The sequence below is a fragment of the Cytobacillus firmus genome, from assembly GCF_023657595.1.
Classification (GTDB): domain Bacteria; phylum Bacillota; class Bacilli; order Bacillales; family Cytobacillaceae; genus Cytobacillus; species Cytobacillus firmus_B.
On record NZ_CP098323.1, the window covers coordinates 1,432,716 to 1,447,900 of the forward strand.

A 15,185-nucleotide genomic window follows, 5' to 3' on the forward strand; every position below is an offset into this window, starting at 1 on the left:
AGGGAAAGGGGAAGGTTATGAAGCAAGAAGCATTAACATCACTGGCCATTAAAAACCTTCACACAGTTAAGGATCTCGAAGCAGTATACGAACTTGAAGCAAGAATATGGAGTGTGGAAGAAGCTGTGCCGGTTAATCATACAGTTGCAACGGTTAAAAATGGAGGGTTTGTGTTAGGTGCGTTCCTGGGAGAGGAACTGATCGGTTTTCAATACAGCTTTCCCGGCTTTGACGGCACAAAGGTATATCTTTGCTCCCACAGCCTGGGGATTCACCCGGAGTGCCGGGCGTTGGGGATTGGTGAAAAGCTGAAATATGCGCAAAAACAGACTGCGCTTGAAAAAGGCTATGATCTCATTTCCTGGACATACGACCCTCTTGAAACTGTAAATGCGAATCTCAATCTCCATAAGCTCGGGGCTGTATGCACTCAATATATAGAAAATGCTTATGGTGAAATGTCAGACCATATGAATGCAGGCATACCATCTGATCGATTTTTAGTGGAGTGGCGAATTCAAGATGAGGGTCCTGTGCGCCAATTGTCTTCTGAAGTTCTGCCAAGGGCAATAGAAACAGGGGCCGCTGATGGTTTGGCAGTCCCTGAAAAAGTAAATTTAGACTATGAAAATAACAAAATTCTTATACCGGTCCCAGGGAATTTTCAGGACATAAAAAAGCGGGATTTTGAATTGGCTCAGAAATGGAGAAAGAGCACGAAAAAAGCGTTTGCTCATTATCTCAGCCAAGGCTGGATTGTAACAGATCTTATAAAGCACGAGGCTGCGGAAAATCAATACTTTTATCTTTTGGAAAAGCTGTTTTCGTAAAGTTTGTTGCTTTTTTATAACTTAGATTAATTTGCTGAGTTGATTGGAGCGGAAGGTGCGAGACTCCTGCGGGAGTAGCGGGACAGGTGAGACCCCGCAGACGCGGAGCGTTGAGGAGGCTCACCGCCCGCCCCGCGGAAAGCGAGCAGCCTGGAGCGGAAATCAACGGACAACATTGATAGGCGAAAACAACAATTTATACGAAAAGAGCCTTCGGAAAAGAGATAATGCCGGGAGAGAATGGGAATGGAAATTAAAAGCGTCATTTTAAGGCACGTGAAAATGGAGCTGCTGAATCCGTTTACTACAAGTGTCGGAACAGAAGTGGATAAGGACTTTATTCTGGTTGAAGTAAAATCAAAAAGCGGGCAGTCCGGCTGGGCGGAGTCGGTTTCCATTATGGAGCCAATCTACAATGAAGAAACAGTTAAAACAAATTGGCATATTATGAGTGATCATTTAATACCGATCCTTTTTGCATCAGAGATTCGTCACCCTGATGATGTTTCAGAGGCTTTCAGGCCAATCAGGGGAAATTTTAATGCCAAAGCAGCGCTGGAGGGGGCTGTCTGGGACCTTTATGCAAGGGAGAGAGGGGTCTCGCTCTCAAAAGCTCTGGGCGGAGAAAAGGAAAAAATAGAAGTGGGCGTCAGTGTCGGCATTCAGGAGTCAGAAATAAAGATGCTTAAACAAATTGAAGGATATGTAAATGAAGGCTACCAGCGGATCAAAGTGAAAATTAAACCTGGCTGGGATGTGCAGATCTTAAAAGCCATCCGAGCCCAGTTTCCTGATATTAAGCTTATGGCTGATGCTAATTGCGCCTATACACTTAATGATATTGGTCACCTTCAAAGGATGGAAGAGTATAATCTAATGATGATTGAGCAGCCTTTGGATCATGATGATATTATTGACCATGCCAAGCTTCAAAGCCATTTGAAAACACCAATTTGCCTGGATGAAAGTATACATACCTTTGAGGATGCCAGAAAGGCGATCGAGCTTGGAAGCTGCAGAATCATGAACTTAAAAATTGGCCGGGTTGGCGGGCTTACAGAGTCAAGAAAAATTCATGACCTTTGCAGAGATCATAACATTCCGATGTGGTGCGGAGGAATGCTTGAAGCTGGAATAGGACGTGCACATAATATAGCCATAACTTCTCTATCCAATTTTACACTTCCTGGTGATACAGCCCCGTCTTCCCATTATTGGAAAAAAGATATCATCGATCCTGAAGTCACTATGGAAGATGGGTTTATATTCGTGCCTCAGGGCCCAGGAATAGGCTATGAGCCTAATCGCTCTAAAATAGAGGATGTAACTCTTTATAGCCGGACTTTTACAAAATAATAAAGTGAAACTTCAACCAGTGTGGGTGGTACTGCCCGTTAGACTGCGATAAAATACCATTCAGCGCCAGAGAGAAACTCTGGCGTTTTACTGTGTGAATTGAAACTCGCTCCCTATATTTTTTGTATTGTGATGCATATCACCGAAAGTTTGTCAGGGTTCTGATAAACTGATTGCAAAATTTAGAATTTTGCAATATAAGGAGTGTGCAGTTTGAAGGTAAAACGGCAGGCGTTATTAACCATTATCCTTACTTATATTTTAATTGTATTTGGCGGGTATGTCGCATCTTCGGAATCTGGCATGGGATGCGGTCCGGAGTGGCCATTATGCAATGGGCAGGTGATCCCGGTATTGGAAGGAGATACCTTAATTGAATTTACTCACAGAATTATTGGTGCAGTTCTTGGAATAATGACAGCTGTATTGTACTTTAGAATTCAAAAATCAAATCAGGTGCGGGAACTTGATAAGGCTTCTAAGGTGCTGATTCTGCTTTTATTAGTTCAAATTTTACTGGGGGCAGCTGTGGTTTGGATGGACTTGCCCGCTATAATAGTGTCTGTCCACCTGATGGTGGCGATGGCTTTCCTTGCTGCGCTGATCTGGATCTGGCGACGTGCTGATGAACAGTCATCATGGATCAAAACAAGAGGAGGCCAGAGTGTTCAAAACAAATTTAAAGCAGTTTTGTTACTGCTGCTTGTTACTTTATTTCTAGGTGCTTATATAAAGCATGAATCATTCGGATTGGCCTGCAGCTGGCTTGTATGTACAAATGGCTTTATGCCAGTATCTTTTCCGGAAATGATCCAGACCGGACATAGGCTTTTGGCGGGAGTTTTGGCCTTTTACATATTTTATCTTACATATCTTTCATTTAAAAACAGTTGGGAGGCTGGATTACAGAATCGGCTTATGGCTGCCTCTCTGCTGGTTTTAGGTCAAATCATAATAGGTATTCTCGCAATTATAAGCTATATTGAAGTATCCTGGGGAGTTCTTCATCTTGCTTTTGGAACAGCATTATTTGCAATTGTTAGTGAGGCTGGAGTATTTGTCTCATACTCCAGCAGGAGCAGGAGGGTAGGTGAGAAGAGCAGTAATCCTTATTACGGATAATAGCAATATTTAAAAAAGGCAGTCAGGTGACATGCCTTTTTTGTTTTTTGTTATTTTTGCAGATCTTTTTTAGTAATTTCGCTTCGGATATCTGCATCTCTTGAGAACTCTGCATCCTGCTTTTTATTATTTGGATATTTGTTTTTTCTTTCACGGTTGTCATTTTTGTTGGTCATAGGTCTGCCTCCATTGGTAATGTGCTTTTAAGTGAGTGAAAAACCGGCCCCTAAGGCAGGGCCGGTACCCAGCAAGCAATCTTACTGATTTTGCTGGTTTTTAAGCTGCTGCTCTGCCAACGCGACAAGGCGCTTTGTCATTTCCCCGCCGACAGAACCGTTTGCTCGTGCGGTTGTATCAGCACCAAGCTGAACTCCAAACTCATTGGCAATTTCCTGTTTCATTTGATCCAATACAGTTCCTGCACCGGGTACCAAAAGTTTGTTTCTTGCCATGATACATCACTCCCGACGATGATTTGAGCAAATAAATGCTCGTTTTTAACTTAACCGATTAAAGAACAGCAGATGCAACTATAAAATTGCCAATCCAAATAATTTAATCATGTAAGGTTTTATAACATAAAAATTATAAATCTTCAAAAAACTTATTGACATCGGTGTAAAAAAGAGTAAAATAAGGATTAAATTTGAATTATGTAAGGAAATATAACATGAATTTAATTATTACCCTTACATTAATCGGAAAAGGGAGGAATTACATTTGGATGCCACATTTTTATTGAATAGTCTTTGGGTAATGCTGGGAGCCATTTTAGTCATTTTTATGCTTGGCGGTTTCGTTATGCTCGAAGCCGGTTCGACCAGGATGAAAAATGCGGGGCATATTGCCGGTAAAACGATTTTTACCTTTGGTTTATCATCATTGGTATTTTGGGCCATTGGCTTTGGTTTCATTTTCGGCGACCATGCAAATATATTGGTTGGGTTATCAAATTTTTTTTACTCTGGTGCTGAGCTTGAGGGAATGAGCTTATCTTCTTCTGTATTCTTCGTATTTCAGATGGCATTTGCTGGTATTTCCATTACGATTGCATTAGGCGGATTTGCTGAACGTGCAAAACTTTCCGTTTACCTCATTTTTACCGTACTGTTTTCTGCTATTGTTTATCCTGTCGTCGCACATTGGATTTGGGGAGGAGGCTGGCTTGCTGAACACGGTAAGCAGGACTTTGCTGGTTCAACAGTTGTCCACTTAACGGGTGCTATGGCAGCGTTGGCAGCTACGATTTTACTTAAGCCCCGAATCGGAAAATTTAATAAAGATGGTTCCGCTAACAATATCTATGGCCATAACCAGGTATATACAGCCTTGGGTGTGCTAATTCTGTGGGTTGGCTGGTTTGGGTTTAACGCAGGCAGTACCTTGACTGTGGAAGATGGTTTTTTTGGATTTGTAGCTCTTAACACAAATCTTGCTGCCGGAGCAGGAGCAGTTGCTGCACTGATTATTTCATGGATGGTTATGGGTAAATCCGATGTTCCGACAATGCTTAACGGTGCCCTGGCAGGTCTGGTCGCAATTACAGCTTCCTGTGCTTTTGTTGATACATGGGCGGCTGTCGTTATAGGGTTTGTATCAGGAATCCTTGTATTCTACAGTGTGCGTTTCTTTGAAAAGCGAAAAATCGATGATCCAATCTTTGCTCTATCTGTTCATGGTGCTGCCGGGGTATGGGGAACATTATCAACTGGATTCTTTGCTACACCTGAATTGGCATCAGTCGGTAAACCTGGGCTGTTTTATGGGGGAGGTTTTGAACAGCTGGGAGTACAGTTTATGGGTGTCGCTGTTTCCGGCCTTTATGCTTTTGCTGTATCCTTCATAATTTTGGCAGCTGCCAAGAAGGTATTGAATGGACTTCGGGTAACAGAGGAAGAAGAAATTATGGGATTGGATTTAAGTGAACATGGAAGCTATGGATATCCCGAAGTCTTTATGGCTGATGAAAACAAAAAGTTAAGCTCGTAAGCAAGACTGAAGCTTCTTTTAAAGGGAGTGCCTGGATGGAATCAACATTTAACTCTTATCAATCCCTAAAAAAGTGGAAAGAGGAACAGATCTTAAAATACCGCTCAGATGTCAGCGCTCTGAATGATTTTCACGACATTATCATGAAAGCCGTTATTCGTATGGCGTTGGAAAGAACCAAAAAAATTGAAAGGCCATCCTCATGGAAATTTGCCTGGTTCACAATGGGAAGCTCGGGGAGAAGGGAGCAGGGCTTTCTGAGTGACCAGGATCACGGATTGGTGTTTGAATCAGGGGCTGCTGAAGCGGAAAAGTATTTTTTAGAGCTGGGGGAGGAAGTTTCAAAAGGTTTACAGGCTGTTGGCTATCCATTTTGCGAAGGAAATGTGATGAGCTCTAATCCGCTATGGTGCAAATCACTTTCTGAATGGAAAGAACAAATCCATGCATGGATGCAGGAGGAGAGTCTGCAGACGATCAGGAATCTCCATATTTTCTATGACAGCAGAGTGCTGGCAGGAGAGGAAGAGTATATAGCAGAATTGAAATCCTTTATTCACGTGAATCTCCAAAAAAGCCCGCATCTGCTGACCAGAATGGTGGAGACCAGCATGCATTTGAAAAAATCAGTAGGTCCATTTGGCCAGCTTTTGGCAGAGGAAAAGGGAAGCCATCAAGGGGAGCTGGATCTAAAATACGCTGCATTTATACCTTATGTAAATGCGGTAAGAATTCTTGCTGTGAAGGAAGGAATCCTGGACACATCTACTATTGCCCGAATGAATAAGATTATGAACATAAATGGCTATGGGGGATTGGGTAAATATCGAAATAATTTTGCTGTCTTGTTAAAATGGAGGCTTCAGTCATACAGGCAAACAGATGCCTATGATGATACTCACTACATTCAGCTTAAAACCTTATCAATATCAGAGCGAAATGAACTGAAAGATATTTTAAAGGATGCCAAAAAGCTTCATCAATTTGTGGTCAGGACCATTCAAAAGGGTGCAGGTTAATGAAGTTACATCCTTTTGTCCAATTTGTCAGAGGTATTCAGGGCAAACTTCAGACTAACATGTTAGGTGGAATGAATGGTCATAATCCGCATCATTTAGCATTTATTAGACAAATGCAGAGGGAGCTGCAGAATGCTGATTTAATGTCTATCTCCTTAGGGAATTTGAATGTGGCTGTCTTTGATATTGAGACAACTGGATTTTACCCGGATAAAGGGGATCAAATTATTTCGATTGGTGCGGTTAAAATTATTAGCGGGAAAGTCAGTGAAGACAGTTTTTATTCACTTGTTCATTTTGATAAGCCTCTTTCAAGTGAAATAAAGGAGCTGACAGGTCTATCTGAGGCTGATTTAGAAAAAGCTCCTCCCCTCTCGGAGGTATTGATTAGCTTTCTTGAATTTGTAAAGGAAATGCCGCTGGTTGCCCATCATGCGAACCACGAGAAAAGCTTTATGCAGTATAGCAGCTGGAAGCTTTTTCGCACGCCATTTAAGCTTAGGATATTAGATACTTCCTTCCTTTATAGAATAGCCGATCCTAATAAACCATTAAGAAAATTAGAAGACCTCTGTGAATTTTATGGCATCCCTGTTAAGGGCCGCCATCATGCTCTGGAAGATGCAAAACTGACAGCTTTCCTGTGGTGCCGCTTAATCGTGGAAGTTCATAAATCAGGGTGCTCAAATTTAAAAGAGGTTTACGAGCGCCTGGCCAGGTTAAGGTAACACAAGGAAGGTTGGACGGGAGAAGATGAAGCCAGCTGAGTGACTTCGGACACAAATCAAGGTTAAAGGAAGTTTGAGTCTGAAGCAGGAGGAACTTCGGACAGAAGGTAGTTTGAGTCCGAACCCAGGTCCTGGCAGTCATAAAAACCCTTCCATTTAATCAAAATCAATGCCCCAATCACGATATGATATGCTCCCCTTTAGGTAGACAGATTAAAAAATAAAAATCTGGCTGCTTATGGGGGAGTATTTATTATGTCTAAAAGATCTTACTCTGCAGAAGAAAAATACGAGATATTAAAGGAATTAGACGAGCATTATTCAACATATAAACTTGAGTCAAAATATAACGTACACCCTTCAACGATTTTGGAGTGGAAACACAAGTATGATAAGTGTGGTTTTGAAGGTCTAAAAGAGTCTTCCACTTGGAAAAAGTATTCCAAGGAATTGAAGCTAGCTGCCATTAGAGATTGTCTGTCTGGGGAGTATTCTATACGTGAGGTTGCTAGATTGTATGAAATATCAGATGCTTCTGTCCTTAGAGGTTGGATAAAGAAGTATAATAGTCATAGAGATTTAAAAGATACGTCACCAGGAAGGGCGAGCTCTATGACTAAAGGAAGAAAAACGACTTGGAAAGAACGAATACAAATTGTAATTGATTGCTTGGGGAACGGAAAAAATTATCAAGAAGCAGCTAATGCTAATAATGTTTCTTACCAACAAGTCTATCAATGGGTTAAGAAGTATGAAGATGGAGGAGATGAAGCGCTAAAAGATAAACGTGGTAATAAGAAAGAAGAAACTAGCTTGACTCCAGAAGAGAAAATGAACCTTCAAATGAAAAAATTAGAAAGAGAAAATGAACGGTTACGTGCAGAGAATTTATTTTTAAAAAAGTTAGAGGAGATCGAAAGGAGGCGAAAATAAGCCAAATCCGATTTGAGGATAAGTATGTCGCTATTCAAGAGCTTCACCTGAATGAAAGTTTAAGTATTAGTTTACTTTGTGAAATTGCTGGTATTGCACGATCTGCATACTATAAGTGGCTAAATCGTACTCCTTCATCCAGAGAAATATTGAATAAAGAAATCATCAAAGAGATGAAAATTCTCCATGAAAAAGTTGACGGCATATTCGGTTATCGTCAGATGACCCTTCACATGAATAGAAAGTTTGAGGAGAAACTTAATCATAAAAGAATCGATCGGTTGATGAAAGTGGCTGGATTACGTTCTGTCATTCGTGTCAAGAAGAAGCAATATAAACGCTCTACACCTCAACATGTGGCAGACAATATATTAAATCGTGAATTTACAGCTGAAAAACCAAATGAAAAGTGGGTAACGGACGTTACAGAACTTAAGTATGGCCAATCAAAAAAGGCCTATTTAAGTGTGATTCGTGGATCCATTATAAGTTATGTTCTAGGACACTCCAATAATAACCAACTTGTATTCAAGACACTTGATCAAGCCACAGCACTATTGAATGGAGAACACCCTCTTATCCATAGTGACCGTGGATTTCAATACACCTCTAAAGGGTTCAAACGTAAAATAGATGCGGCGGAGATGACACATAGCATGTCACGAGTGGGTCGGTGTATTGATAATGGGCCAATGGAGTCTTTTTTTGGGACACTGAAATGTGAGAAGTATTATTTACATAAATATAAGACATTTGAGGAACTTACTACTGCGATGGATGAGTACATCCATTTTTATAATCATGAAAGATATCAAAAAAGATTAAACGGCCTTAGCCCTATGGAATATAGAACTAAAGCCGCTTAAATCATTTTTATTATTTCTACTGTCTACTTGACAGGGGGCAGTTCAATAAGATTGGGGCAAATTTGGTATCCTAAATCCCGGGGCAAAAAGTACAAAAAATCTCCCTTAGAATTCCCCGTCAAATGGAGTAAAAGGAATGTTAAGTCTATTCTCAACTGCTCTTAGTCTTTGGTTTAGCCGGTTCAGCCTTCGTGTATGGCGGTCAACGGTCTGATTTAGCATTCTGACCTGGTCAGTTAAATTGACCAGCTGCCTGTTAAGGCGGGTAATCTCTCTGGATTGCTCCTGATTTTGCCTTTCCAAAGCGGTAACTCTTCTTTCGAGCTGCGGGGGCTGTCTGTCAGTATCATATTGTTCAAACTGCTGAATTTCATATTCTGGGGTGAAGTGGGCTGCTGGCTGAGGAAGATAACCTTGATAATAGCCATATGGATACATTGGGCACTCTCCTTTTATGCAAAAATCCTAAAACTCTTTATAATCTATGCATAAATGGGCGGAGAGACACGGCAAATGCCTATTTTAATGGCGGGCTGCTACTTTGTGGTCGATTTAGCTTAGAAGGTAAGGTCTTAAAACGGCTGCCTCTGTTTACATAAAAGGGGGAACTTTGCTGATTTCTGAAACAAGAGAAGCAAGTGACTGCATCTGCTGGTCATCGAGGTCAAAAGCAATTTTAATCTTGTTTTCCAGATCAGCTGTTACTCTTCTCTTGCCCACCTCAACCAGAGCTATTAAAGAGAAGCTGCAGCTGACAACTCTTGCGAAATCGCGTTGTGTCATGTTGTAGCTCTTTCTGATTAACTTAATAATTTCTTTGTTCATTCTTATTCATCCTTTAACAATTCACCCATTTTCTCAGGGGTATGTTTTTGTCTTATAGCTATTAAATTAGCATTGTACTATAGGTTTGTCAAAGTAATTTAATGACAATGGAAAAGCAGTTTAATAGATTGGCTGAAGGTATAATAACTAATGTAAGGGGATAAAAGAAAATAGAAGGGAGCTTTGCCTGTTGAATATACTTTGGGATTTTGATGGCACTTTATTTGATACATATCCAGCTTATACGGAAATCGTCAGAGAGGTTATGAGTGATAAAAAGGTTTCCGATGATGAGATTTTTTGTCAGCTAAAGGTTTCTTTCAGCGATGCTTTTCAACATTTCAAGTTAAATGAAGAACAAATAAAAACAATCAGGATGAGGGCGAGACAGCTGCGTCCAAATGATCTAAAGCCTTTTCCTGATGTGGAGCAGGTATTAAAGCAGGCTGATAAGAATGTGATCATGACTCACAAGGAAAGAGATGATGTTCTTTCTATATTAACCTTTCATAAATTAGATGGATACTTTACCGATATGGTAGCAGGAGACGATGGATATCCGCGCAAGCCACACACAGCTTCTTATGAATTCCTGCATGAAAAGCATAAGGTGAATTTAGCAATAGGGGACAGGAAAATAGACATTCTGCCGGCAAAGAAACTTGGCATCAGGACTTGTCTTTTTCAGAATGAAACCCCGGGAGCAGATTACTATCTGAACCACTATAGGGATTTTAATAAGACAATAAAGCCATATTAGAAAAGAAACCTGGCACTTTTGGGTGCCAGGAGTTTAATTTGCATATTTCTTTTAACACTTATTTTGTCCTTAATAGTATCATGAATTTTTTTATGTTCTTGTTCCATCGTCATATTTATCGCCAAACAGCTTTTTCTTTTTTATTGTTTCAAAGTCTGCTTTGTACTTTTCCTCTGTTGAAGAACTGCTCTTTATTTTTGATCCATTTTTTTCTTCTTCCTTCTCCTGTTTTAAGTCTTCCATTGGTAAAGGATCAACATTTCTTTCGCTCTCATACTTATCAAATAAACTTTCCTTCTCGGTTTTATATTGTTCAGGATTATCCATCTTTCCATCCTGAATGTTTTTGTCAGCCACTATTATTCCTCCTCCTTATTTCCTGTTTTCTTCCTGAGGTTTCTCAGGTTCTCTTTGGGGTTCGATATCTCTATCGTTTTCTTTCTTTTTATTTTGTTCTATCGAATTATTTTTTTCTGAATTGTTATTATCCGCCATAGTTAAACCCTCCTTTAACTGTTAGTATTCATTACCCTCTGACAGTGGAGCAAAACCTAAATGACGGATTGCAAGAGTTTAACGGTTTAACTGAAATATGAAAATTTGCTCTGTATGGCCACAAAAAAAATGCACCTTCACTATTATGTGAGGTGCATTTTTTAACGCTTTAAGCAGCTTTTAGGTTGGGGTTATTCTTGCGCAGCTGCTTTTGTTTAACGATTTGATAAACATACCAGCCTGTAATTAAGAGTGTTATGACTGATCCGATCATCATTGACAGTTGATAATCCATTTGAAAGCCTTCAGGGGCATAGAAGATATAGGTGGATACTACACCGGTCATAAACAATGCAGGAACACCGCTGATCCAATGGAATTTGTTATTTTTCAAAAGATACATAGTGGCTGTCCAAAGCATGACCGCCGCTGTAACTTGATTTGTCCATCCGACATATCGCCAAAGGAATGAGTAATCGATTGTTGCCAGATATAAAGTAGGGAGAGCCACAGGTAAAGTGGTGATGACAGCCTTCCATTTCCCATCCATTTTTATTATAGATGAAAGTGATTCTGCCAGCATCATTCTTGAAGAACGAAGGGCGGTATCTCCAGTAGTAATCGGCAAGATGATTACACCTAGTATAGCAAGGATTCCTCCCAGCGTACCAAGGAGGCTTCCGGAAATTTCATTAACCACTCCCGCTGGACCACCAGCCGCTAATGCATCTTGAAGCCCTCCTGTTCCACCGAAAAAGGTCATGCCCGCTGCTGCCCAGATTAAGGCAATAATCCCTTCGGCAATCATGGCGCCATAGAAAACCTTTCTTCCATCACTTTCCTTTTTTAATGTCCGTGAGACAATCGGACTTTGTGTTGAATGGAAACCTGAGATCGCTCCGCATGAAATGGTGACCATCAGTAGTGGCCAGATTGGAAGTTCACCGGGATGAAGATTAGACAGTGTCACATTCGGTATGGATTTTTCGCTGAAAAGCAGTGCGACTGCAATGGAAACTGCCATAAAGATTAATATTGCTCCAAATAGAGGATAAATCTTACCGATTATACGGTTTACAGGCAAAACTGCTGCCAGGATAAAGTAAGCAAAAATAATGAGCAAGGATGCCATAAAACTTAATGGAGTTATGCTTGAAATCAGCTGTGCCGGACCGGCAGTAAATGCAGCGGCAACTAAAACCATTAAGAGTATTGAAAATAAATTAATGAACGTTTTGGCTGGTTTTCCTAAATATCTTCCGACAATGCTTGGAAATTGCTCTCCTTTATGCCTTAGAGAAAGCATTCCTGAAAAATAATCATGAACCGCCCCGGCAAAAATGGAACCGGCAACAATCCAGATAAAAGCTGCAGGCCCGTATAATGCGCCCATAATTGCACCGAAAATGGGACCTAAACCTGCAATATTCAAAAGCTGAATCAAGCTGCCTTTCCACCAGCTCATCGGAATAAAGTCCATTCCGTCTTTTTCCGTATAAGCAGGTGTAGGGCTGCTGTCATTTATACCAAATATACGCTCGACTACCTTGGAATAAATGGCATAACCTGCAATCAGCAAAACAATTGAACCTAGAAAAGTCGCCATGAAAAAATCCCCCTGTTGTAAAATAAATACAAGTATAGTCTGAAACTTAAGAATATGTTGAATATTGTACAGGGAAACTGGAATTAAAAGCAAGCTTATTTCAGAAAAAAAGATATTTTCCGATAATAAATAACTCGGATTGGATACCGTGAAGGGTCAAATAATGAAGGAACCCTCCTGCAAATGAAACCATAAGCTACTATAAGTTCATTTGAAGGGGGGAAGACAATGATTATCCTTTCGAATAATCAGAATAAACCGGGGGCTTCCAGCTTTTTTGGAGTTCAGCGTGAAATATATCTGGCGCTGGAGAGCAGTCCTGAAACTCATCAATACGATTCAATGCATGAACTGCTATTTGATATCCTTTTGAGAGAGAATATTATTAAAGCAGCCAGGCAGCTTCATGGGAGCCGTGTGGAGTTTGCACCCTTTAACACATCACGCTTCAATCCGCGCATATGGAGAAGGACAAAATATGGATACCTGCTTGATCCATCTGTTTTACCGTCAGATGCAATCATGGATGTGTTCACGAACAGCTGGGAATATGCTTTTGAATGTACAACAGCCATTGTGCTGATTTTTTATAAAGCTGTATTGGACTCCATTTCTGTCAGCCGCTTCAATACATTATTTCAGGGACTTCTTGTTTGGGACTGGAATTATGATCATGACCTGTCGATTGTTACAAAAAGAGGCCGGAATTTCATACCTGGAGACGTCGTTTATTTTTACAATCCTGATTATGATCATCCAGTTTGGACAGGTGAGAATTCCGTTTATTTGGGCGGGGGCATGTTCTTTGGGCATGGGGTAGGAATGGAAAGCGAAGCAGGGATGATACGAGCTCTTAACACGCTTAGAAAGCCAGGTGCTACAAGAGATGCTTATCTTATTTCACAGCATAGCCGATTGAATGTGAAGTATCTATCCCAGTTTGCCAAGCGGCCATTGTCTATAGTGTAAAACGCAATTAATCTGACATATCAATAGGGTGAATCGCTTATTTTTCAGAAGCCATTCACCCAAATTTATCCTCAATTCTAGTATATTAAGACGATTTTCTGCATACCCCGATATTTGTATCCTTAAGAAGGCATATTTCCTGTGAATGTGGGAAAACAAAAGATAATGATTATAGATATATACACCAAATTACTTGATGTTTAAACATTAAAGGAGACAGAAATATGAAATTATCCCAGGTTATTAATTGCCTAAAGGATAGCGGGGAGATGGGTGTACTTACAGGCGATCCTGATATTACAGGGATCGAAATGGATTCACGCAAAGTGGGGAAAGGAAGCCTTTTTGTTGCAATTAAAGGTTTTCAGGCAGACGGACATGATTTCATTGGACAAGCTGTTGAAAATGGTGCGGCTGCCGTAGTGGGTGAGGAAGCAATTGAGTTAAATGTGCCTTACATAAAAGTAACGGATAGCAGAACCAGTCTGGGGAAACTGGCGAACTGCTTCTATGATCGCCCATCAAGAAAGCATAAAATAATAGGTATTACAGGAACTAATGGGAAAACGACCACTGCCTATATTTTAAAGCATATACTGGAGACTGCAGGCAGGACCTGCTCCCTCTTGGGTACTGTATCAAACATTATTAATAACAAGGAATATAAGACCTGCAACACCACACCGGATGCCCTGCAGATTCAAAAAATGCTGAGTAAAAGCCATGATGAGTTTGTAGTTATGGAGATTTCTTCTCATGCGCTGGAACAGTCAAGAACTGAAGGTCTGGAATTAGACTATGGACTATTTACTAATCTGGCTCATGACCATCTGGATTATCATGACAGTATGGATCAGTATTTTTATGATAAAAAGAAGATCTTTACCTTGTTAAAAGAAGACGGTAAAGGAGTTGTCAATCTTTATAACTCATGGGGAGAAAAAATGGCAGAGCATCTGCAAAATGAAAAAATTCCTTTGATTATGCTGGGTGATGAGAAGTGCTGTTCAATAAAAGACACTGCTATAAATGGGAAGACTGTTTTTATTCTCGAGGTGAGAGGGAAATCGTTTGAAATTGAATTTCCTCTTCCGGGCCACCATAACGTTTATAATGCAGCAATGGCTTTTTTGACAGGTATTGATTTGGGGATAGACCCGAAAGATATGATTAAAGCTTTGGCTTCATTTCCGGGTATACCTGGCCGTTTTGAAATGATTATTCATCCATCAGGAGCTAAATTTGTCGTGGATTATGCTCATACAGTGGATGCGTTTGAATATTGTCTGGAAACAGCGAAGCAGCAGGGGGCTGAAAGAATCTTTCAAATTTATGGATTCCGGGGCGGAAGAGATCAATCAAAACGTGTGGATATGATTAAAGTTTCGGCAAAATACTGCCATGAATTTTATTTGACCGCTGATGACCTCAACGATGAATGTGAAAATGAAATGTTAAGCCAATTAATTTCTCTGAATAAAGAATATGGAGACGGTAAGGGTGAAGTGATCCCCGACCGGACATTGGCTATCCGGAAAGCTTGGGCTGAAGCAAAAGAGAATGATTGGATCTTTATTACCGGAAAGGGGCCTGAAGCTTATCAACAGTCATTTGCTTTGCCGGCAGATAATGATTTGGAAACCTTAAAGCTGCTGAAAACCGGAAGAAAACAGGCAGTCTTATAAAA

17 protein-coding genes are annotated in these 15,185 nt (G+C 40.4%); 10 read left to right on the forward strand and 7 right to left on the reverse strand.

The window, feature by feature from the left end; translation table 11 throughout:
• Positions 1 to 17 precede the first annotated feature (17 nt).
• The 3 genes from NAF01_RS07500 (at position 18) to NAF01_RS07510 (ending at position 3,308) form a co-directional block, all read left to right on the forward strand.
• Positions 18 to 830: a GNAT family N-acetyltransferase gene (locus tag NAF01_RS07500; protein ID WP_250802040.1), complete on the forward strand. Its 813-nt coding sequence runs from the start codon at positions 18 to 20 to the stop codon at positions 828 to 830.
• A gap of 246 nt (positions 831 to 1,076) precedes the next feature.
• Complete coding sequence (menC, locus tag NAF01_RS07505; protein ID WP_250802041.1) at positions 1,077 to 2,186, forward strand: o-succinylbenzoate synthase; 1,110 nt, start codon at positions 1,077 to 1,079, stop codon at positions 2,184 to 2,186.
• 204 nt (positions 2,187 to 2,390) lie between these two features.
• A complete protein-coding gene (locus NAF01_RS07510; RefSeq protein WP_434964681.1) occupies positions 2,391 to 3,308 on the forward strand; it encodes a COX15/CtaA family protein in 918 nt (305 codons plus the stop codon).
• Between the two features lie 50 nt (positions 3,309 to 3,358).
• Here the strand turns inward: NAF01_RS07510 and NAF01_RS24955 are convergent, their stop codons facing one another.
• Together NAF01_RS24955 and NAF01_RS07515 are read right to left on the reverse strand one after the other, a co-directional pair.
• Entirely contained in the window at positions 3,359 to 3,484 is a 126-nt protein-coding gene (locus tag NAF01_RS24955) for a hypothetical protein (RefSeq protein ID WP_268891682.1), read from the reverse strand.
• Between the two features lie 81 nt (positions 3,485 to 3,565).
• The gene (locus NAF01_RS07515) at positions 3,566 to 3,760 is read right to left on the reverse strand and encodes an alpha/beta-type small acid-soluble spore protein (protein ID WP_250802043.1); all 195 of its coding nucleotides are present in this window, start codon (positions 3,758 to 3,760) and stop codon (positions 3,566 to 3,568) included.
• A 268-nt stretch (positions 3,761 to 4,028) separates the two neighbouring features.
• On the opposite strand from NAF01_RS07515, the gene NAF01_RS07520 reads away from it, so the two are divergent.
• The 4 genes from NAF01_RS07520 (at position 4,029) to NAF01_RS07535 (ending at position 8,843) form a co-directional block, all read left to right on the forward strand.
• Complete coding sequence (locus NAF01_RS07520) at positions 4,029 to 5,297, forward strand: ammonium transporter (protein WP_250802044.1); 1,269 nt, start codon at positions 4,029 to 4,031, stop codon at positions 5,295 to 5,297.
• Between the two features lie 35 nt (positions 5,298 to 5,332).
• Positions 5,333 to 6,316 carry a DUF294 nucleotidyltransferase-like domain-containing protein gene (locus NAF01_RS07525; RefSeq protein WP_250802045.1) on the forward strand — a complete coding sequence of 328 codons (984 nt, stop codon included), beginning with the start codon at positions 5,333 to 5,335 and terminating at the stop codon, positions 6,314 to 6,316.
• Positions 6,316 to 7,044: an exonuclease domain-containing protein gene (locus NAF01_RS07530; protein WP_250802046.1), complete on the forward strand. Its 729-nt coding sequence runs from the start codon at positions 6,316 to 6,318 to the stop codon at positions 7,042 to 7,044. The genes NAF01_RS07525 and NAF01_RS07530 overlap by 1 nt, the downstream gene beginning before the upstream one ends.
• Positions 7,045 to 7,299: 255 nt before the next feature.
• Positions 7,300 to 8,843 (forward strand): IS3 family transposase gene (locus NAF01_RS07535; RefSeq protein ID WP_250802047.1). Its coding sequence is split into 2 segments (ribosomal slippage): positions 7,300 to 7,939 and positions 7,939 to 8,843, totalling 1,545 coding nucleotides; the frame shifts between segments, so codons are not numbered across the junction.
• 105 nt (positions 8,844 to 8,948) lie between these two features.
• Here NAF01_RS07535 and NAF01_RS07540 read toward each other — a convergent pair.
• Both NAF01_RS07540 and NAF01_RS07545 read right to left on the reverse strand, forming a co-directional pair.
• Positions 8,949 to 9,281 carry a hypothetical protein gene (locus NAF01_RS07540; RefSeq protein ID WP_048009100.1) on the reverse strand — a complete coding sequence of 111 codons (333 nt, stop codon included), beginning with the start codon at positions 9,279 to 9,281 and terminating at the stop codon, positions 8,949 to 8,951.
• A 153-nt stretch (positions 9,282 to 9,434) separates the two neighbouring features.
• A complete protein-coding gene (locus NAF01_RS07545) occupies positions 9,435 to 9,668 on the reverse strand; it encodes a helix-turn-helix domain-containing protein (protein WP_076256850.1) in 234 nt (77 codons plus the stop codon).
• A 190-nt stretch (positions 9,669 to 9,858) separates the two neighbouring features.
• Here NAF01_RS07545 and NAF01_RS07550 point away from each other — a divergent pair, with 190 nt between their 5' ends.
• Entirely contained in the window at positions 9,859 to 10,428 is a 570-nt protein-coding gene (locus NAF01_RS07550) for an HAD-IA family hydrolase (protein ID WP_250802048.1), read from the forward strand.
• A gap of 90 nt (positions 10,429 to 10,518) precedes the next feature.
• On the opposite strand, the gene NAF01_RS07555 is transcribed toward NAF01_RS07550, so the two are convergent.
• From NAF01_RS07555 to NAF01_RS07565, 3 genes are all read right to left on the reverse strand, one after another.
• Positions 10,519 to 10,785 carry a hypothetical protein gene (locus NAF01_RS07555; RefSeq protein ID WP_350457428.1) on the reverse strand — a complete coding sequence of 89 codons (267 nt, stop codon included), beginning with the start codon at positions 10,783 to 10,785 and terminating at the stop codon, positions 10,519 to 10,521.
• Positions 10,786 to 10,800: 15 nt separating this feature from the next.
• Positions 10,801 to 10,923, reverse strand: coding sequence for a hypothetical protein (locus NAF01_RS07560; protein ID WP_048009103.1), 123 nt, complete (start codon positions 10,921 to 10,923; stop codon positions 10,801 to 10,803).
• A gap of 169 nt (positions 10,924 to 11,092) precedes the next feature.
• The gene (locus NAF01_RS07565) at positions 11,093 to 12,529 is read right to left on the reverse strand and encodes a carbon starvation CstA family protein (protein ID WP_250802049.1); all 1,437 of its coding nucleotides are present in this window, start codon (positions 12,527 to 12,529) and stop codon (positions 11,093 to 11,095) included.
• A 228-nt stretch (positions 12,530 to 12,757) separates the two neighbouring features.
• Here NAF01_RS07565 and NAF01_RS07570 point away from each other — a divergent pair, with 228 nt between their 5' ends.
• A complete protein-coding gene (locus NAF01_RS07570) occupies positions 12,758 to 13,498 on the forward strand; it encodes a protein-glutamine gamma-glutamyltransferase (RefSeq protein WP_163142700.1) in 741 nt (246 codons plus the stop codon).
• A 224-nt stretch (positions 13,499 to 13,722) separates the two neighbouring features.
• Positions 13,723 to 15,183 carry a UDP-N-acetylmuramoyl-L-alanyl-D-glutamate--2,6-diaminopimelate ligase gene (locus NAF01_RS07575; RefSeq protein ID WP_250802050.1) on the forward strand — a complete coding sequence of 487 codons (1,461 nt, stop codon included), beginning with the start codon at positions 13,723 to 13,725 and terminating at the stop codon, positions 15,181 to 15,183.
• Positions 15,184 to 15,185 lie beyond the last annotated feature (2 nt).

Excerpts from the sequence above, each read along its gene's own strand:
- NAF01_RS07525 (WP_250802045.1), top strand. The coding sequence starts at position 5,333 with ATGGAATCAACATTTAACTCTTATCAATCCCTAAAAAAGTGGAAAGAG.
- NAF01_RS07565 (WP_250802049.1), bottom strand. The coding sequence starts at position 12,529 with ATGGCGACTTTTCTAGGTTCAATTGTTTTGCTGATTGCAGGTTATGCC.
- menC (WP_250802041.1), top strand. The coding sequence starts at position 1,077 with ATGGAAATTAAAAGCGTCATTTTAAGGCACGTGAAAATGGAGCTGCTG.
- NAF01_RS07545 (WP_076256850.1), bottom strand. The coding sequence starts at position 9,668 with ATGAACAAAGAAATTATTAAGTTAATCAGAAAGAGCTACAACATGACA.
- NAF01_RS07500 (WP_250802040.1), top strand. The coding sequence starts at position 18 with ATGAAGCAAGAAGCATTAACATCACTGGCCATTAAAAACCTTCACACA.
- NAF01_RS07515 (WP_250802043.1), bottom strand. The coding sequence starts at position 3,760 with ATGGCAAGAAACAAACTTTTGGTACCCGGTGCAGGAACTGTATTGGAT.
- NAF01_RS07560 (WP_048009103.1), bottom strand. The coding sequence starts at position 10,923 with ATGGCGGATAATAACAATTCAGAAAAAAATAATTCGATAGAACAAAAT.
- NAF01_RS07575 (WP_250802050.1), top strand. The coding sequence starts at position 13,723 with ATGAAATTATCCCAGGTTATTAATTGCCTAAAGGATAGCGGGGAGATG.
- NAF01_RS24955 (WP_268891682.1), bottom strand. The coding sequence starts at position 3,484 with ATGACCAACAAAAATGACAACCGTGAAAGAAAAAACAAATATCCAAAT.
- NAF01_RS07530 (WP_250802046.1), top strand. The coding sequence starts at position 6,316 with ATGAAGTTACATCCTTTTGTCCAATTTGTCAGAGGTATTCAGGGCAAA.
- NAF01_RS07570 (WP_163142700.1), top strand. The coding sequence starts at position 12,758 with ATGATTATCCTTTCGAATAATCAGAATAAACCGGGGGCTTCCAGCTTT.
- NAF01_RS07540 (WP_048009100.1), bottom strand. The coding sequence starts at position 9,281 with ATGTATCCATATGGCTATTATCAAGGTTATCTTCCTCAGCCAGCAGCC.